The organism is Streptomyces halobius, assembly GCF_023277745.1.
GTDB classification, from domain to species: domain Bacteria; phylum Actinomycetota; class Actinomycetes; order Streptomycetales; family Streptomycetaceae; genus Streptomyces; species Streptomyces halobius.
This window is the reverse complement of the sequence record NZ_CP086322.1, coordinates 1466773-1484813: the sequence shown is the minus strand read 5'-3', so window position 1 is coordinate 1484813 and position 18041 is coordinate 1466773. Positions and strand designations below refer to the sequence as shown.

The 18041-nt window shown below is 70.6% G+C and carries 13 protein-coding genes; 2 read left to right on the top strand and 11 right to left on the bottom strand.

The annotated features are described in order from the left end of the window. Nucleotides 1-192: 192 nt before the first annotated feature. The 4 genes from K9S39_RS07190 to K9S39_RS07175 form a co-directional block, all read right to left on the bottom strand. Entirely contained in the window at nucleotides 193-1608 is a 1416-nt protein-coding gene (locus K9S39_RS07190) for a family 2B encapsulin nanocompartment shell protein (RefSeq protein ID WP_248862492.1), read from the bottom strand. A 193-nt stretch (nucleotides 1609-1801) separates the two neighbouring features. Next, a complete protein-coding gene (locus K9S39_RS07185) occupies nucleotides 1802-3214 on the bottom strand; it encodes a family 2B encapsulin nanocompartment shell protein (protein ID WP_406708127.1) in 1413 nt (470 codons plus the stop codon). 341 nt (nucleotides 3215-3555) lie between these two features. Then, nucleotides 3556-4983: a xylulokinase gene (gene xylB, locus K9S39_RS07180; protein WP_248862490.1), complete on the bottom strand. Its 1428-nt coding sequence runs from the start codon at nucleotides 4981-4983 to the stop codon at nucleotides 3556-3558. A gap of 341 nt (nucleotides 4984-5324) precedes the next feature. Continuing rightward, nucleotides 5325-6290, bottom strand: coding sequence for an acetylxylan esterase (locus tag K9S39_RS07175; protein ID WP_248862489.1), 966 nt, complete (start codon nucleotides 6288-6290; stop codon nucleotides 5325-5327). 135 nt (nucleotides 6291-6425) lie between these two features. Here K9S39_RS07175 and K9S39_RS07170 point away from each other — a divergent pair, with 135 nt between their 5' ends. Beyond that, nucleotides 6426-7238 carry a hypothetical protein gene (locus tag K9S39_RS07170; protein ID WP_248862488.1) on the top strand — a complete coding sequence of 271 codons (813 nt, stop codon included), beginning with the start codon at nucleotides 6426-6428 and terminating at the stop codon, nucleotides 7236-7238. Between the two features lie 193 nt (nucleotides 7239-7431). Here the strand turns inward: K9S39_RS07170 and K9S39_RS07165 are convergent, their stop codons facing one another. From K9S39_RS07165 to K9S39_RS07140, 6 genes are all read right to left on the bottom strand, one after another. Next, on the bottom strand, nucleotides 7432-8274 hold the full coding sequence (locus tag K9S39_RS07165) for an amino acid ABC transporter ATP-binding protein (RefSeq protein WP_248868619.1): 843 nt from the start codon (nucleotides 8272-8274) through the stop codon (nucleotides 7432-7434). Between the two features lie 59 nt (nucleotides 8275-8333). After that, the gene (locus K9S39_RS07160) at nucleotides 8334-9119 is read right to left on the bottom strand and encodes an amino acid ABC transporter permease (protein WP_248862487.1); all 786 of its coding nucleotides are present in this window, start codon (nucleotides 9117-9119) and stop codon (nucleotides 8334-8336) included. A gap of 103 nt (nucleotides 9120-9222) precedes the next feature. Then, nucleotides 9223-10017 carry a basic amino acid ABC transporter substrate-binding protein gene (locus tag K9S39_RS07155; protein WP_248862486.1) on the bottom strand — a complete coding sequence of 265 codons (795 nt, stop codon included), beginning with the start codon at nucleotides 10015-10017 and terminating at the stop codon, nucleotides 9223-9225. A 207-nt stretch (nucleotides 10018-10224) separates the two neighbouring features. Then, a complete protein-coding gene (gene mmuM, locus K9S39_RS07150) occupies nucleotides 10225-11145 on the bottom strand; it encodes a homocysteine S-methyltransferase (RefSeq protein ID WP_248862485.1) in 921 nt (306 codons plus the stop codon). Nucleotides 11146-11417: 272 nt separating this feature from the next. Continuing rightward, nucleotides 11418-12707: an SWIM zinc finger family protein gene (locus K9S39_RS07145; protein WP_248862484.1), complete on the bottom strand. Its 1290-nt coding sequence runs from the start codon at nucleotides 12705-12707 to the stop codon at nucleotides 11418-11420. After that, a complete protein-coding gene (locus tag K9S39_RS07140) occupies nucleotides 12704-15955 on the bottom strand; it encodes a DEAD/DEAH box helicase (RefSeq protein ID WP_406707881.1) in 3252 nt (1083 codons plus the stop codon). The genes K9S39_RS07145 and K9S39_RS07140 overlap by 4 nt, the downstream gene beginning before the upstream one ends. A gap of 158 nt (nucleotides 15956-16113) precedes the next feature. Here K9S39_RS07140 and K9S39_RS07135 point away from each other — a divergent pair, with 158 nt between their 5' ends. After that, nucleotides 16114-16296 carry a hypothetical protein gene (locus tag K9S39_RS07135; RefSeq protein ID WP_248862482.1) on the top strand — a complete coding sequence of 61 codons (183 nt, stop codon included), beginning with the start codon at nucleotides 16114-16116 and terminating at the stop codon, nucleotides 16294-16296. A gap of 366 nt (nucleotides 16297-16662) precedes the next feature. Here K9S39_RS07135 and K9S39_RS07130 read toward each other — a convergent pair whose 3' ends face one another. Continuing rightward, on the bottom strand, nucleotides 16663-17445 hold the full coding sequence (locus K9S39_RS07130) for a hypothetical protein (RefSeq protein WP_248862481.1): 783 nt from the start codon (nucleotides 17443-17445) through the stop codon (nucleotides 16663-16665). Nucleotides 17446-18041 lie beyond the last annotated feature (596 nt).

Sequence of the window (18041 nt, the reverse complement as noted above, 5' to 3'; positions counted from 1 at the left end):
CGCACATGTGATGTATTCATCATGCGTAAACAGGACATGCCCTGCCAAGGGCGGCGCTGAACTGCCCATGGGCAGACCAAAGACAGAACCGCCAGGTCAGAAGTCCGCAATACCTGATTGGGCGTCACCCAGGTGTCGCACCCATGCCCTTGGGCCTCAGGGGCGCGTCACCCGGGTGGACCCGACGCCGTGTCAGTGACCGATCTCCACGTCCTCCAGAATGCCCAGCGCGTCCGGCACCAGCACCGCCGCCGAGTAATAGGCGCTGACCAGGTACTTGATGACGGCCTGTTCGTTGATGCCCATGAAGCGCACCGAAAGCCCCGGCTGGTACTCGTCCGGGATGCCGGTCTGATGCAGCCCGACGACCCCCTGATTCTCCTCGCCCAGACGCATCGCGAGGATCGAGCTGGTCTGGTCCGGGTTGATCGGGATCTTGTTGCACGGCAGCAGCGGAATGCCCCGCCACGCGCGGACGTCCGTACCGCTGAGCTCCGCACCCGTCGGATAGATCCCGCGGGCGCTCCATTCCCTCCCGATCGCCGCGATGGTGCGCGGGTGCGCCAGCAGCACCTGGGTCTTACGGCGCCGGGAGATCAGCTCGTCGAGGTCGTCGGGGGTGGGCGGACCGCTGCGGGTATGGATGCGCTGTTTGAGGTCGGCATTGTGCAGCAGTCCGAACTCGCGGTTGTTGATCATCTCGTGCTCCTGGCGCTCGCGCAGCGCCTCCACGGTCAGCCGCAGCTGCTGATCCAGCTGGTTCATCGGGTCGTTGTAGAGGTCCGCGACCCGCGAGTGAATCTTCAACACGGTCTGCGCGACGCTCAGTTCGTACTCCCGCGGCGCCCGCTCGTAGTCGACGAACGTGCCCGGCAGCTCCGGCTCGCCGACATGCCCCGCGGCCAGTTCGATGGCCGCCTCACCGTGTTTGTTCTGCGCCGGGACCAGCGCCGTACGGAACTCCTCGACATGGTCGCGCAGCGCCTCCGACTGGGCCAGCACCTCCTCGTACTGGCCGCGCGGCAGCACCAGGGCGGTCACCCGGGTCGACGCCCGTACCGAGTGCTCCCACTCCGCGTCCGCCGTCAGCAGCACCGCGTCACCGAGTGCGTCACCGTCGGCCAGTACCCCCAGGACCGTCTCATCGCCGTACTTGCCGGTACCGAGCCGGTCCAGCTTGCCGTGCGCGATCAGGATGACCCGGTCCGCGGGGCGGCCCTTCTCGGCGAGGAGATCGCCCGGCGCGAACTCCTGCTGGACGAACCGGCCGGCCAGCGCCTCCAGGGTCGGGGCGTCGGCGAAGCCGCGCAGCGGTGCCATCTCCCGCAACTCGGCGGGGATCACCCGGACTTCGGTGCCCTGCGTGACGAACTCCACCCTGCCGTCGCCGAGCGTATGGGTAAGCCGGCGGTTGACCCGGTAGGTACCGCCGGAGACCTGCGTCCAGGGCAGGACGCGCAGCAGCCAGCGGGACGAGATGCCCTGCATCTGCGGGACGGTCTTGGTCGTGGTCGCCAGATTCCGCGCCGCCGTGGTGTCCAGGCTGGAACGGTTCTGCTGGATCTCGGAGGGGTGCGGGACGGACGTCGGGTCCACCGATGTGGTCATGAAGAAGGCTCACCTGTTCTGGTAGGTGCTGTGAGGGGTGTGCGTGCGTACGGAGAACTCGGGGAGTTCACAGGGCCGCATGATGCGGCGCTTTCCCTTCGGCACATCGTTCAGCGCCCGGTCTGTTGCGTACCAGGGCTGTTCAGCGTCCGGTCTGTTCAGTACCTAGGTGTGTTTTCAGTGTCCGGTCTGTTCAGTGCCCGATTTCCACGTCTTCTAGGACGCCCAGCGCGTCGGGCACGAGAATCGCGGCCGAGTAGTAGGTGCTGACCAGGTAGTTGACGATGGCCCGGTCGTCAACTCCCATGAAACGCACCGAGAGGCCCGGCTCATATTCATCAGGAATTCCGCTGCGGTGCAGACCGACGACGCCCTGTTTCTCCTCGCCGGTACGCAGCAGCAGAATGGAGCTCGTCCGCTCCTTTGTCACCGGGATTTTACTGCACGGGAAGATGGGCACCCCGCGCCACGACGGCAGCGAATGTCCCATGAAATCGACCGCCGTCGGGTACAGCCCACGGGAATTGCACTCCCGGCCGATCGCGGCGATCGTCTGCGGATGGGCGAGCAGAAAGCCCGGGTCCTTCCAGACGGTCGCGAGCAGGTCGTCGAGGTCGTCGGGGGTGGGCGGACCGCTGCGGGTGTGGATGCGCTGTTTGAGGTCGGCATTGTGCAGCAGTCCGAACTCGCGGTTGTTGATCATCTCGTGTTCCTGGCGCTCGCGCAGCGCCTGGATGGTCAGCCGGAGCTGTTCCTCGACCTGGTTCATCGGGTCGTTGTAGAGATCGCCGACCCGGGTGTGGGTGCGCAACACGGTCTGCGCGACGCTGAGTTCATACTCCCGCGGAGCCAGCTCGTAGTCGACGAAGGTGCTGGGCAGGGGCGGTTCGCCGTGGTGCCCGGAGGCGACCGAGACCGCCGATTCGCCGCTCGCGTTGGTCGGGTGCGCGGGGCCGCGCGCGGCCGCCGCGAGATGCTCCTGGAGCTCCGGCGAGCGGCCGATGACCTCCTGCGCGGCCGCCCGGGGCAGCGCCATGACGGTCACCCTCGTCACCGCGCGGTAGCTGAACTCCCAGGTGGCATCGGCGCTGGTGAGCGACTCGTCACCGAGGTGGTCGCCGCCGGCCAGCGCTTCCAGCGCGGTCTCGTCGCCGTATTTGCCGGTGCCGATACGGTCGACCCGGCCGTGTGCGATCAGCACCAGCCGGTCCCCGGGGCTGCCGGCCTCCGCGATCAGCTCGCCAGGGGCGTATTCCTGCTGGGTGAAGCGTTCGCCCAGCGCTCCGAGCACCTCGGTATCGGTGAAGTCCCGCAGCGCGGGGAGCTCCCGCAGCTCATCGGGAATGATCGAGACGTCGGTGCCGGTGATATCGAAATCGATGCGCCCGTCGCCGACGGTGTGCGCCAGCCGGCGGTTCACCCGGTACGTACCACCGGAGACCTGCACCCAGGGCAGCAGCCGCAGCAGCCAGCGGGAGGTGATGCCCTGCATCTGCGGAACGGTTTTGGTGGTGGTCGCCAAATTCCGTGCGGCGGTGGTACTCAGGCTCGAATTGGGGGTGCCTTCCGCGCTTTCGTTCAACGTTTGGTCGGCAATCGTCATAATGCTCCACCTAACTCTTCGAAGGGGGCGACGCGATCGGTCCGATGTCCCATTCAAGGGGAGTTCGTCGGCAGCCCGCCAAGTCGAAGGTAGTGGTGCTGTTTTTATCGGCACAATCGCTCGAACGAGTGGCTTGGAAATCCTTTTCCATGGAAAGGTTTAGCGGATCCGGAAAAGGGGAGAGTGTGTCGGGGCGCCGGCCGGAACGGGATTGTCCAGAAGGATCCGCAGCGCCGAATACGCCGCCCGTGTGGCGGTCCGTCGGCGCCCGGTCGCGATACCGTGACCAATGGGCGGGCCGGGACACTCGGCTGACGCCCCCTCGGAGGTGAGCCTCCCGCCTCTCACCCCCGCAGCAACACCTCGCCGTCGGCGAGCGTCGCCGCCAGCCGCTCCCAGGCCGCGCCGTCCCGCTCGCGCGCCTCGTACTCCGCCCCGCGTGCCGTCCCCCAGCGCCGTGCCACCGCCGCCGGATCCTCGCCCAGCAGCAGCCCGGCCGCCTGCGCCGCCGCGCCAAGCGCTACCAGCTCCTGCGCATCCGGCACCACCATCGGCCGCCCGGACAGCCGTCGTACGGTCTCCCGCCAGGCCCGGCCCTTGGCGCCACCGCCGATCAGCAGCAGCGGCGTAGTGGTCGTGGCGTCCCCGTCCAGCACTCGGTCCAGCGCTTGCAACAGGGCGAACACGGCGCCGTCATAAGCCGCTTGGAGCAGCTGACCGGCTGTGGTGTCATGCCGCAGCCCGTGCACCAGCCCCGAGGCGCGCGGCAGATTCGGGGTGCGTTCGCCATCGAGGAAGGGCAGCATCACCGCGCTGCCACCGGGCTCGACGGCCTCCCGGTCGCGCCCCAGCAGCGCCGCCACCCGGTCCACCGCCAGCGTGCAGTTCAGGGTGCAGGCGAGCGGCAGCCAGTCGCCCCGCGCGTCGGCGAACCCCGCGACGACACCGGTCGGATCGGTGGGCCGCTGCGTGGCGACCGCGTACACCGTCCCCGACGTCCCCAGGCTCACCACCGGCTGCCCGGGGCGCAGACCCAGGCCGAGCGCGGCCGCCATGTTGTCGCCGGTCCCGGCGGCCACCAGCGCGCCATGGGGCAGCGGCAGTTCTTCGGTGCGTACGGTGCCGGCGGCCTCCCCGGGGAGCGCCACCCGCGGCAGCGCCTCCGGGGCCAGCCCGACGTGCTCCAGGATCCCGGCGTCGTAGGACTCGGTGGACGACGCCCACCAGCCCGTCCCCGAGGCATCGCCACGGTCGGTGACGCTCTGGCCGGTCAGCCGCTGGGTGAGGTAGTCGTGCGGCAGCCGCACCGCCCTGGTGGCGGCGGCCGCGGTCGGCTCGTTCGCCCGCAACCAGGCCCACTTGGCGACCGTGAAGGCCGGCCTCGGCACGACTCCGACCCGGTCCGCCCAGGCTTTCGTGCCGCCCAACTCCTCGGTCAGCCGCTCGCTTTGGGGCGTGGACCGGACGTCGTTCCACAGCAGCGCCGGACGTACCACCTCTCCGACGGCGTCGAGCGTGACCAGGCCGTGCTGCTGACCGGCGACGGACAGCGCGGAAACCTGCCGCGCCGCGTTGCCGCACTGCCGCAGCGCCTCGCCCAGCGCCCGCCACCACTGCTCCGGGTCGCTCTCCTTGCCGTCGCCGCTCACGGTGTGCGGCGCCTGGCCCCGGGCGATGACCACACCGGTCTCCGCGTCCACGACCAGCGTCTTGGTGGACTGGGTGGAGCTGTCCACGCCGACGACGAGCGGTCCCTCCGACTGTGCGCCCATCGTGCTCTCTCCCTTGCCGGGCCGGTGCTTCCAGGGGGTTCCCCGGTGTGCGCCGCATATTAGTTTGGCCGTGGGCAGAATTCGTCAAGCGCCCTGATGAAAAAGGTGTGCCTGGCGAAAATAGTGTGCCTGACGAAATGCGGAGGCGTCGCGAAGGCGGCCGCGCCGGTATCTGGTGTGAAGGCCAGGCGCGCGTGGAGGGTGCAGACGATATTACGGCCCTTAAGGATATCGGGGTTTGGGTCCCATCGAGCGACATGGAGCAGGTCTCTCCCGGCTACCGCCGGGAGGTGTCCCAGGCCGGCTGACCACGGCGCCGGGGCGACCATGGGGGGAATCGGTCAGCCGAACAATCCGCGCAAGAACGCCACCTCCGCCACCCGCTGTTGGCCGCCACCCCCCTCATGGCCGTTGTACCGCCACACCTTGAGCTCCTTCTCGCCCGCGTAGTGGTGGAACGCGGCGAATCCGGTGGACGGCGGTACCACGTCGTCGCGCAGCGCCGTACCGAAGAGCGCCGGGGCACTCGCGCGGACCGCGAAGTTCAGGCCGTCGAAGTGGTCCAGCGTCCGTAACGCGGTCTCGATGTGTGTGCGTTCGCCCGCGAAGTAGCGGGACAGCTCGCCGTACGGGCCCGCGTCCGTGATGTCGATGGCGCGCCGGACATGCGTCAGGAACGGCACATCGATCAGCGCGCCCGCCACATCGGGGGCCAGGCCCGTCATCGCGAGCGCGGCGCTGCCGCCCTGGCTGCGGCCCGCGACCACGATCCGCGCGGCGTCCACCGAGGGGTGCCCGCGCGCCGCTTCCACGGCGCGGACGGCATCCGTGAACAGCCGCCGGTAGTAATAGTCGTCCGGGTTCAGCAGACCCTGGGTCATTTTGCCGGGGACGCCCGGATTGCTGGAGCCGACCGGATCGGGGGTGTCACCGGGCCGGTCCGGGCCGCTCTGCCCACGGGTGTCCATGACCAGCGTCGCGTAGCCCGCGGAGGGCCACAGCAGCCAGTCGTGCGGCAGCAGTCGCCCGCCTCCGTAGCCGAGGTACTGCACCACGCAGGGGAGCGGCCCGGCAGCCTGCCGCGGGATCAGGAACCAGCCGCGGATACGGTGCCCGCCGAAGCCGGAGAACTCCACATCGTAGCTGTGCAGCAGCGTCAGCCCCGCGTCGGTCTCCTGGAAGCGGGCGTCGAGGTCATGGGCACGGGCCTCGGCAAGGGTGCGCTTCCAGAATGCGTCGAATCCGTCCGGTTCGGGAAGCGGGGGCCGGTAGCTGTGCAGTTCGTCCAGGGGCAGGTCGGTGAACACACAGAACCTCCGGGCCGTAGGGTGGCTTGCCGACTGTCGCCAACCGTGCCCACGGGCCGAATGTCTCAGACGGAAATTGTTCCAGGTTGGTCACCGTGTCCCTCAAAACCTCGTAAAGAAGCGATCATTGCTGCCATGAGCTACCCGCCGCCTCCGCCGCAGAACCAGCCGCCCAACCACACCCCGGGCGGCTACGGCCCGCCGGCCGGCGGCTATGGCCAAGGCGTCCAAGGCCAGGGCGGTTACGGCCAGGGCGGCTACGGTCCGCCGGCCGGTGGCCAGCCCGGTGGCTACGGCCCGCCGGCGGGCGGTGGCTACGGTCCCCCCGGCCCGGGGGGCCCCGGCGGCTGGCAGCAGCCGGGCGGCCCACCCGGTGGCGGTGGCAACGGCAAGACCATCGCGGCGATCATCGGCGGCGGTGTGCTCGTGGTGGCCGCCGTCATCGTCGCCGTCGTGATGGCCAACGGCGGTGACGAGGAGAAGGTCCGCGCGCACCCCTCCGGTTCCCGCAGCGCCACACCGTCCGACAGCGCCTCCGCCACACCGTCCGCGACGCCGACCGACACCGGTTTCACCAGCACCCCGTCGCCCACGAGCAGCAAGATCCCCTTCTTCCAGCTGAAGGTGGGGGACTGCTTCGATCGCCCGGCGGGCGGCGTCGGCAACAATGACCGGGCCTCCTGCAACGGCCCGCACGACGCCGAGGTCGTCACCATCCACCGCCTGGGCTCCGGCTTCACGACCAGCTCCGCCATCAAGGCGGAGGCGTCGTCGCTGTGCAAGGACGAACTGGAGAGCAAGGCGCGCAGGCAGCCCGCCGGCACCGCCGAGGGCACCTACGTCCAGTTCCCCAACATCAGGGGCTACAAGATGGGCATCAAGACCGTCAGCTGCAGCCTGATGGGGAACCGGACCGGCACCAAGAAGCTCACCAAGCCGCTTTCCTGAGTCGGGCGGGCGTGAACGGGCGGGGCGTCACCGGCCGGGCGGCGATGCCCGTCGGCGGTGGTCCGCTGTCGGTGAGACGGCCCTGTCGGTGAGACGGCCCTGAGCGCCGAAGGCGTCAGGGCCGTCCGTCATTCACCCGTGTTTTCTCGTCATGCCGACGTGGTGTCGCTGGTTACGCCGCCCCGCCCGCCGCTCAGCGGTCGACGCGTGTGCCCGCCCGCCCCGTGTCGGCGACCTCGCCGACCTCGGCGGCCGCCGGATCCAGCACCCGCGCCAGAAACGTCCGGGTCCGCTCGTGCTGCGGATCGCCCACCACCCGCTCCGGGCTGCCCTCCTCGACGATGACCCCGCCGTCCATGAAGACCACCCGGTCGGCGACCTCCCGCGCGAAGCTCATCTCATGTGTGACGACGAGCATCGTCATGCCCTCGTCCGCCAGTGACCGCATCACCGCCAGCACGTCGCCGACCAGTTCCGGGTCCAGTGCGGAGGTCGGCTCGTCGAAGAGCATCAGTTCCGGGTCCATGGACAGCGCACGGGCGATGGCCACCCGCTGCTGCTGGCCTCCCGAAAGCTGCGCCGGATAGGACGCCTCCTTCTCGCTCATGCCCACCCGTTCGAGATTGACGCGCGCGATGCGCTCCGCCTCCGAGCGGTTCCGCCGCAGCACCCGCCGCTGGGCGATCGTCAGATTCTCCAGCACGGTCAGATGCGGAAAGAGGTTGAAGGACTGGAAGACCATGCCGATCCGGCGCCGGACCAGATCGATGTCCACATCCGGGTCCGTGACCTCGGTGTCGGCCACCATGACCCGGCCCGCGCTCGGCTCCTCCAGCAGATTCACACAGCGCAGCAGCGTCGACTTGCCGGAGCCCGAAGGCCCGATGACGCACACCACTTCTCCGCGCGCCACTGAGAAGTCGATACCGCGCAGTACTTCCAGTTCGCCGAACGCTTTGTGCAGCCCCTGCACATCGATCGCCTCGGCGCCCCCGGAATTCTCCGGAGCCGCGTCCTTGGCTGTTTTCTTCGCCATGGCCTCGTTCACGGACTTGTCCACGGCCTTGTCCTGGGTCTTGTCCTGCGTCATTCCGGTCACCTGGCCTTCGCCGTACGGGCCTCAAGCCGCCGGACCAGCTGGCCGAGCGGGAGGGTGATCACGAGATAGAGCAGTCCGGCGATCAGGATCGGGGTCAGGCTCTTGTGCTCATTGAGCGCGTCCCGGCCGAAGTTGGCCAGCTCGAACTGGCCGAGTGAGAGACCCAGCAGATAGACGAGAGAGGAATCCTTCGTCAGCAGGATCAGTTCGTTGGTCAGCGGTGGCAGTACGATCCGGAACGCCTGCGGAATGACGATCGAGATCATCGCCCGGCCGTGCGACATTCCCAGCGAACGGGCCGCCTCCGTCTGGCCCTTGGGGACGGCCTGAATACCCGCCCGGATGGTCTCCGCCATATACGCGGCGCCCACCAGACCGAGCGACAGCATCACCGTGACGTTCATGTCGAGCGCCACTTCGAAGGCCAGCGGCACACCGAAGCCGAGCGCGATGAACACCAGCAGCGCCGGAATACCGCGGAAGAACTCGATATAGGTGACGGCGATCCAGCGGTACGGCGGCACCGACGACAGCCGCATCAGCGCCAGCACCAGTCCGAGCGCGAGACCGAAACCGAAGCCGAGCAGGGTGTAGAGGACGGTGTTGACCAGCGCGGTGGTGATGATGTCCGGGAACAGGGCCTTCGCGACGGTGACGTCGAAGAACGCCACACGCAGCTGGTGCCAGTCGGCGGCCAGCGCGAATATCACCACGGCGACGACCAGGACGCCGTATTGCGCGCCGCGGATGATCCGCGCGCGCCGTCGTTTGGACAGGGGCATGAGGGCCGGCCTTCTCCGATTTCCTTGCTGCTTCACTGTTGCGGAACGTTGCGCGGCAGTGTTGCGCGCAACGTTCCGCGGAGCCTTGCGTTGACGTGGCGGGTCAGCTCTTCGGGGTGGTGCCGAACCACTTCTTGTAGATCCGGTCGTAGCTTCCGTCGGACTTCGCCTTCTTGATGACCGCGTTGATCTTCTTGCGCAGTGCGTCATTGCCGGTGCGGACGCCGATGCCGTACTGCTCACCGGTCTGGAACTCCGCGGTCACCTCGGTGTCCGGGTTCTGCTTCACATAGTCGAAGAGCACACCATTGTCGTTGATTCCGGCGTCGACCTGGCCGGACTTCACGGCGGTCAGCAGCAGCCCCAGGTCCTCGAACTCGACCAGATCCACGCCCTCGCCGTGCTCCTTGGCGTGGATCCCACCGGTCGTGGCCTTCTGGTAACCGAGCCTCTTGCCCTTGAGGTCCTCGATCTTCTTGAAGGGCTTGCCCTTCTTCGTCAGCAGCGCCTGGGTGGCGTCGAAGTAGGGATCCGAGAAATCCATCACCTTGTCCCGCTTCGGCGTGATGGTCATGCCCGCCGCGGCCAGATCGCATTTGCGGATCTTGAAGTCCTGGCCGGTCTCGATGCCTTCGAAGGGGGTATTGACGATCTCCTGCTCGACCCCGAGATCCTTCGCCACCAGATCCACCAGGTCCACATCGAACCCGACGACCTTGCCTTCCTTCTTCACCTGGAACGGCGCATACGGAAGGTGGGTGCAGGTCTTGAGCGTCCCGGGGGAGACCAGTTCCAGGCCGGAACTCTTCTTCCCGTCGGACTTGGTGCTGCTGCACCCCGCCAGAACGGCGACGGCCGCGAAGGCGGCTATGACAGGCAACGAGGAGCGAGCGGACACGGGTCCTCCAGAGCGGGACGAGAATCAGTCAAGCCATGGGTGCTGCGAGATGGCCTGCATACTGCCATCGGCCAGGGCGAATGTCGCCGCTACGCGGGTTGCGTCTGTGTAACGCCTCCGGCCCGCGCGGGGGGTGGATGGGGCGTTGCCGGCGCCGGCGGCCGAGGCCCGCCGTCGTCACTCAGCGGCCGAGGGACGACCGCGCGCTCATCGCCCGAGGGCGCCCGCCAGCTTGGCGATCGCGTCCGGGCCCACCCGGCAGCACCCCCCGATGAGCCGGGCGCCGGCCGTGGCCCACGCGGCGACCCGTTCCGCGCTGAACGCCGGGCTGCCGCACCACTCCCGCGCCTCGGAGTCCCAGCTCTCCCCGCTGTTCGGATACACCACCACCGGCTTGCCGGTGACCCGCGCCGCGACCTCGACCGCGGCGTCCGCGTCGTCCGGCGCGCAGCAGTTCACACCGACCGCGATCACCTCGTCCGCGTCCGCCGAGAGCGCGAACGCCTCCTCAAGCGGCTGTCCGGCCCGAGTACGGCCTCCCGCGACGCTGTACGACAGATAGGCCGGGACCCCCAGTCCGCGCACCGCGCGCAGCAGCGCTCGGGCCTCGTCGGCGTCCGGCACCGTCTCCAGCGCCAGCACATCGGGCCGGGCGGCGGCCAGCACCTCCAGACGCGGACGGTGGAAGCGCTCCAACGCGTCCACCGACAGCCCGTAGCGGCCGCGGTATTCGGAACCGTCCGCCAGCATCGCCCCGTACGGACCCGCCGACGCGGCGACGTACAGCGGCCCGGTCACCCCGCCCGCCAGCGCCCGCCGGGCCGCGTCGCGCGCCAGCTCCACACTGCGACGCAGCAGCGGCGCGGCCTCCTCGGCGCCGATGCCGCGCCGCGCGAACCCCTCGAACGTCGCCTGGTAGCTGGACGTGATCGCGACCTGCGCACCGGCCTCGTAGTACGCGAGATGCGCCAGGACGACGGCCTCCGGTTCCTCGGCGAGCAGCCGGGCCGACCAGAGTGCGTCGCTCAGGTCGTGCCCGGCGGACTCCAACTGGTTGGACAGCCCGCCGTCGAGGACGACCGGTCCCGCGGCGAGGGCCTCGGCGAACGTCGGGGACGTGCTGGCCATGGTGCGGAGCCTCTCAGTGGTACGGAGCCGGGAGGGCCGGAGGACGGTCCGGATGCTCGGCGGGCCCGGTGGGCTGCCCCCGTGCCTGTGGGCTGCCCGGGTGTCCGTGGGCGGTCCGGGTGTTCGTGGGCGGTCCGGATGACCGGCCTGATCAGGATCGTAGCGCCGGTATGCCGTGCAGCCAGCTAGGGAGGACTGCCGGGTGGCGGGGCATGCCACCCGGCAATCCTGGATCACCCCTGAGGCTTCCCGGTTGCTGTTGCCGCTCTGACTCAGTCCTCCGCGGACAGCGCGGCGAGTGCCCCCGCCGGATCGTCCGTGGCCGGTCCGGCGGGCGTCCACTGGCTGTGTTCCTTGCGGTACGGCCACCAGCGGCCGTCCCGGCCATAGCGGAGCTGGGCATCGCCGCCGACCACCGTCCACCGGTTGCGGGTGGCGCGCAGCCGTGGCCGGGTCTCGCCGTCCTCCCAGGCGGCCGCGAGCCGGTCGGTCGCGCGCGCCAGTGCCGCCGGCTCCGGGGTCCAGTCCTCCTCCAGGACCGCGAGCCCGGCCGTGCCGCCCAGTTCCCAGGCCCGTACAGCCAGCGTCAGGCTCCGGGCGTCGCGCCCCGAACCGGCCGCCAGGCGCTCGGATATGGCCGCCCCGGGTGCTGCCGCCGCCAGCCGCACCGCGTCCTGAGCGGCCGTCAGCGCGGGGGGCGGCGGATTGTCCGGATGCCAGGTGGAGAGCGCGTCCGCCAGCAGCCGCTGGGCGCGCGCTGCCGCGTCGGCTATGAGGAACTCCAGCGCGGCCACCTCCACTCCAGGCGCGGGCGGGGTGCCGCCGCTGAGGACCGGCGGCTCGCCCGGCGTCTCGACGGGGGGTGGTGGAGTGGGCAACGGCGGCAGGATGTCGCGCGCCGCGTACGCTTCGTCGGCCGGAACTCCCGCGTGCGCCGCCGACTCCTCGCCCGTTGGCGGGGCGCTCACCGGCGGCTCGGCCCGGGATGCGCTCCGCGCCTGCAGCTCGTCGAGCAGTTCCTGTTCACCGAGTCCGCGCAACAGCAGCAGCACGAAGGGGTCTTGGTCCAACAGACGGGCGAACTGATAGCAGAGCGCGGCCGAATGGGCGCAGTGGTCCCACGCCTCACAGCTGCACTCCGACTCCAAGTCGCCGATTCCCGGCAGGAGTTCGATCCCGGATTCTGCCGCGTCCGCTACGAGGACCGGCGGCATGTCGCGGTCCAGCAGCGCCGCGATATGCCCCGCCCGGTCCGCGACCAGGTCCAGGAAACGGTCCCAGTCCGCCGCGCCGAGCTGCTGCAACAGCACGTCGGAGCGGTGCCGTGTGTGGTCGCGGTCCTGTAGGACCGCGGTAATGCGCCCGGGGCGCACCGATACCGCGCCCACCGCACCGGCGCGCGCATGCCGACGCCCCAGCTTCAGCTGCGCGCCGTCCAGCGCGGTGTCCTCCAGCGCCTTGAGCCACGCCTGCCCCCACCAGCTCCGCGCGAACGCCCGGCCACGGGCGGCGGGCAGCGCGGCGAAGGTCCGCTCGGGGGTACTGTCTTTCCAGGTGTTCATCGTTCGCTCCCTCGCAGTGCGACCAGGTCCGCCAGCTCGGCGTCGGTGAGTTCGGTCAGCGCGGCCTCGCCCGAGCCCAGTACCGCATCCGCCAACTGCTGCTTCCGGGAGAGCATTTCGGCGATCCGGTCCTCGATCGTGCCCTCCGTGACCATGCGGTGGACCTGTACCGGCTGGGTCTGCCCGATGCGGTAGGCACGGTCGGTGGCCTGCGCCTCGACGGCCGGATTCCACCAGCGGTCGAAGTGCACGACATGCGCGGCCCGGGTCAGGTTCAGCCCCGTACCGGCCGCCTTGAGCGACAGCAGGAACACCGGCACCTCGCCGTCCTGGAACCGCCGCACCATATCCTCACGACGGGCCACCGGTGTGCCGCCGTGCAGGAATTGCGTGGACACCCCGCGCGCCGCCAGATGCGCCTCCAGCAGCCGCCCCATCTGTACGTACTGCGTGAACACCAGCACGCTCGCGCCCTCGGCGAGGATGGTGTCGAGCAGTTCGTCCAGCAACTCGACCTTCCCCGAACGCCCGGAGGTCCGCGGGGTGGCCCGCTGGTCTCCCGGGAGGCCGCCCGGACCGCCCTCCGAGGTGGGTTCCGGACCGTCTTCCAGACAGCCCTCCTTCAGATACTGCGCGGGGTGGTTGCAGATCTGTTTGAGCGAGGTGAGCAACTTGACGACCAGCCCACGGCGGGCGAAACCGTCCGTTCCGGAGATCTCGCTGAGCCCCTCGCGCACCACGGCCTCGTACAGTCCGGCCTGCTCCTTGGTCAGCGCCACCGCACGGTCCGTTTCCGTCTTGGGCGGCAGCTCCGGCGCGATTCCCGGATCGGACTTACGGCGGCGCAGCAGAAACGGCCGCACCAGCCGGGTCAGCCGTTCGGCCGCCGAGGCCGCCTCGGGGGACGCCGCCGCACCGCCCTCGATGGCTTGTGCGTAGCGTGACCGGAACCGGCCCAGGGGGCCCAGCAGCCCCGGCGTCGTCCAGTCCAGGATCGCCCACAACTCGGACAGGTTGTTCTCCACCGGGGTGCCGGTCAGCGCCACCCGGGCCTTGGCGGGGATGGTGCGCAGCGCTTCGGCGGTCGCCGAGAACGGATTCTTGACGTGCTGCGCCTCGTCGGCGACGACCAGCCCCCAGCCGGCCTCGGCCAGCTTCGCGGCGTCCAGGCGCATCGTGCCGTAGGTGGTGAGCACGAATGCGCCGTCCGCCACATCGGCCAGGCTGCGCCGCCCGGCATGGAAGCGACGCACCGGTGTGCCGGGGGCGAATCTCTCGATCTCCCGTTGCCAGTTGCCCATGAGAGACGTGGGGCAGACGACAAGCGTGGGGCCGGCGGAATCGGGATCGCCCTGCCGGTGCAGATGCAGGGAGATGAGTGTGATGGTCTTGCCGAGGCCCATGTCGTCGGCGAGACAGCCGCCCAGGCCCAGCGAGGTCATCCGGTGCAGCCAGTTGAGCCCGCGCAGCTGGTAGTCGCGCAGCGTCGCGGTGAGCGCCGCGGGCTGCTCGATGGATGTGGTGTCCCTGCGCTCCTCCCTGTCTCCTTCCGGGTCGGCGAGCCGGTCCCGGAGCCGGGCCAGCCAGCCGGAGGCCTGTACCTCCGCCCGTTGGCCGTCGTCGTCCTCGACCGTGCCGGTGAGCGCGGCGCTCAGCGCGTCGACCGGCGTGATCTTACGGTCCTGGCGGTCCCGGGCGGCGCGCAACGCCTCCGGATCGACCAGCACCCACTGGTCACGCAGTCGCACCAGCGGTCGGCCGGACTCGGCCAGCCGGTCCAGCTCCGCCCGGTCGATCTCCTCGTCGCCCACCGCGAACCGCCAGCTGAACGAGAGCAGCGCGTCCGCGGACAGCAGCGACGGCAGCCCGGACTCCGTTCCGTCCATCGGGTCGGGCGGTCCGACGACGGCCCGGCTGGTCAGCTTGCGCGCCAGCTCCTTGGGCCAGTGGACGTGGACGCCCGCGGCGGCCAGAGCCCGGGAGGCCGGGCCGAGCAGTTCGGCGATCTCCTCGTCGGCGAGTTCCAGCGCGTCCGGCACCGCCGCGGACAGCAGCGGGGTGAGCGGCGCCCAGGCCGCGGCGGCCCGCCGGAGCGTCAGCAGCGTGTCCATCCGCGCCCGGGGGCCGAACGCCTGCCCCGCGGGTGACGTCCCGGCCCATACCTCGGCGACATCGGCGACCAGCGTCGGATCGGTGAGGCTGTGCAGCTGGAGGACGGCGGTGAAGGTGATGGGGGAGTCGGGAGAGGTGGGGGAGATGGGAGGGGCAGGGGAGATGGGTGTGGCAGGCGCGGCGGCCTCGGCTGCCGTGCTGTCCGCTTCGGCGGTGCCGTAGGGATCGATGGTTCCGTTGCGGGCGGCCGTGCCGTCGGAGGCGGCTTGGGAGCCGCCCGCGTCCGGCAGTCCGTCCGGGCCGCTCGGCCCGTCCGCCCCGTGCACTTCCACGCGCAGCGAGATCCGTACGCCCGCGTCATGCCCCGCGGCGACATCCGCGGCCCAGGCGCGTTGTTCCGGGATGCGCTGCGGGGCGGCCGCCGCGAAGGGGGGCGCGCCGGTGGCCAGCGCCGCGGCGGGGGAGCGGGGCAGCCCGTCGGCCACCGCGTCGAGGAACGCCCGTACATGGCGCTCGGGCTCGGGCAGTTCCAGCGGGTCGGCGCCGGGGAGCGGGGTGGCGTGCGCGTAGGGCGGCATCGCGGCGGCGAGGTCGCGCAGCCGCTCGATGTCGCTCGGGTCGAGCGGGCCCATGCGCCAGGCATCATGATCGGCCGGGGACAGACCGGGCAGCAGCCGGCCCCGGGCGGCGAGCTGCAGCGCCAGCACGGACGCGGCGCCCCAGAAGGCCGCCGCCGGATCGGCGTCACGGGCGGCCCGCGCACGGGTGAGGACGGGCACCGCGTCGGAGACGGGCAGGATCACGGCGGGTACGGGGCAGACGGAGATCTCGCCGTCCTCGTCGGGCACGGCGACGGGCAGGTCACCCACTGTCGGCAGCGCGTCCGGGCTCGGCGGGTACGGAACCGATGAGCGCGGAACCGAGGAGTCCGGAGCCGGCGAATCCGGCAGAGGCCCGTCCGGCACAGGACCGTCCGGCGCGGCTCCGCCCCCGCCGGTCGCGCCCGGGACGGGCTCACCATCGGGGCGCCAGAACGCGACCCGCCCGGCTCGTGGCGGATCCGACGGCAGGAAAACCGCTGCGCAGCGGGAGAGCTCGGAGAGGTGAGCGGACGGGGCCGCGGGGAGAAAAGCCACTGGGCCGAGGACTCCTCAAGTTTGACTACTGACGCCTGGAGCGCCGAGGATACAGGAAGACGCGGGAAGTCGAGGCCCCCCGAGGGAACCTGGGGCGCGAAGACAGCGTTCAATGGAATACACAGAGCGCGGCATCCGCCGCGGAAGGGGCGTGAAGGATGTCCACACAGGCGAAGGTCGCGATCGGCGGCGTCGCGGTGGGAGTGATCCTGCTGTGGCTGCTGCCTTTCTGGGCGGCCGTATTGGTCATGGTCGGGGTCCCGGCCGTCGCGTATCTGACGCTCGACCCCTCCCAACGACGCCGGCTGCGCCGGGCCAGCCGCAAGCAGATCGGCCGCTGAATCCGCGGGGCCCCCGCCGCGCGCGGGGGCCCGGGGCGTCGTGCCTGCCCGATGAAGCCGGGGGCCGCCGGACGGAGAGCTGCGGCCGGGGTGCGGTCTGCCCGCAGAGCACGGCTGGTCGCCGGGTCCCGTAAGAGGTCCAGGGACTCCCCCTCGGTCTGACGCCGTAAGCGCATCCTCGCCGGCCCAGGAGCCCCTCCGCCGAAGCCTCCGCCTCGTCCTGTCCCACACCGTTCACCCGCATGAACGCCTCCCGTGTGCCGTGTTCAAGCGATCGTGAACAAGTCCGTCACACGGGTCTGACAATGGCCGTCCGAGCTGCTCCGACAAGGCTGCCCGAGCAGCTGCCGCCGCCCGCCGCAGGCTTCAGACGGGGCGTGCCGCCAGCTTGTCCAACGACGTCAGCAGACCCGGCAGTTCGGGCCCACGGCCCACCGGATGCACCTCGCGGGGCTCCTCGTCCAGCAGCACGAAGGCGATGTCGTCGGTGCGGGCGACCATGCTCCACCCCGGCCCGTCGACGCGCAGCGTACGGGCCTCGCCCGCCGCGAACGACGACCGCACCCGGCCGGGCGGCGGCGGATCGGCCACATAACCGCGTGCCTCCTCCAGCACCCGCCGCACCCCCTGGTGCGGCTGTTCGCCCGCATCGACGAAGGTGACCTCGTCGTCCACCTGCTCACGCCACGCCACCCACTGCATCGCAATGTCGTCCGCGCCGAGCCGCCGTTGGGCGGGCCCCCACTCCCCGGCATCCGGTGGCACGAGCGGCGCCGGATCCCCGTCCCGCGGCTCCGGGTCGTGCGGCGCCGGCACATCCGGGGCCGACACGGCGAGGGCGAGCGGCCAGCCCGGGAGGGCGGCGACGATGCTGCTCTCCCCGGGCGAGAGGTCGTACTCCATTCCACAGTCCCAGGCCGCGATCGCGCAGGCCACCAGTGACACGTCCTCCGTCGCCACCGTCCAGCGCGCGCCGGCGCCGTCCTGACCGAGGACCAGCCCGTAACCCTCCGCGTACGGTTCGAGACCGAGGCCCGCACACACTTCGGGGTAGTCATCGCCCAGCACGCTGGGAAACTGCGCGGGTGTGAGCAGCACCGCCGTCAGCACGAACAACTGGTCGTCGTCGGCGCTCTCCGTCGTGGGCACACGGGCCTCCATCCGATCCATCCGGAGTACGTCGGCGCACCTTAATTGGCTCGGGACGAGCTTGTCACCAGCCCTACCCTGCGCTCGTGTGTATCTACAGCAGCCGGGTGCACTTCGTATGCCTGGACTGCCGGGTCGTGTACAGGAAGACGTCGTACGCGCGGTCATCGGAGGGCGGCCGCTGCCCGCAGTGCCGGGGCAAGCTGATCAACGCCGGCGCCGATCCGGCGGTCCCCAAGCGGCGGGATGTCGCGGGCCGGCGCGCGCTCGGCACCGTGCTGCGCTCCGGACTGACCTTCCACGGCGGCTGCTGCGGTACGGGCCGGGGCACCGCCCGCGTACTTGGCGCGAGGTCCGGGACCGGCTTTCACTCGCCGAACGCACCGGGGCGCCCGTCAAGCAGGCGCTGTCCGTGCGGGACCCGACGACGACCGACCGCTACGGGGCCGCGGCCCGTCGGCGGAGCGGGGCTCCCGGGCGGCGCGGCGGACCTCCGGGAGAGCCGACCCGGGGGCGGGAATCCGGCCATGCCGACGCCCTGCCGTGCCGCCGGTCACCTAGTTGAAGAGCAGCTGAAGCGCTTAGTGTCGGGACTT

Excerpts from the sequence above, each read along its gene's own strand:
- K9S39_RS07190 (WP_248862492.1), bottom strand. The coding sequence starts at position 1,608 with ATGACCACATCGGTGGACCCGACGTCCGTCCCGCACCCCTCCGAGATC.
- xylB (WP_248862490.1), bottom strand. The coding sequence starts at position 4,983 with ATGGGCGCACAGTCGGAGGGACCGCTCGTCGTCGGCGTGGACAGCTCC.
- K9S39_RS07170 (WP_248862488.1), top strand. The coding sequence starts at position 6,426 with ATGAGCTACCCGCCGCCTCCGCCGCAGAACCAGCCGCCCAACCACACC.
- K9S39_RS07165 (WP_248868619.1), bottom strand. The coding sequence starts at position 8,274 with ATGGCGAAGAAAACAGCCAAGGACGCGGCTCCGGAGAATTCCGGGGGC.
- K9S39_RS07160 (WP_248862487.1), bottom strand. The coding sequence starts at position 9,119 with ATGCCCCTGTCCAAACGACGGCGCGCGCGGATCATCCGCGGCGCGCAA.
- mmuM (WP_248862485.1), bottom strand. The coding sequence starts at position 11,145 with ATGGCCAGCACGTCCCCGACGTTCGCCGAGGCCCTCGCCGCGGGACCG.
- K9S39_RS07145 (WP_248862484.1), bottom strand. The coding sequence starts at position 12,707 with ATGAACACCTGGAAAGACAGTACCCCCGAGCGGACCTTCGCCGCGCTG.
- K9S39_RS07135 (WP_248862482.1), top strand. The coding sequence starts at position 16,114 with ATGTCCACACAGGCGAAGGTCGCGATCGGCGGCGTCGCGGTGGGAGTG.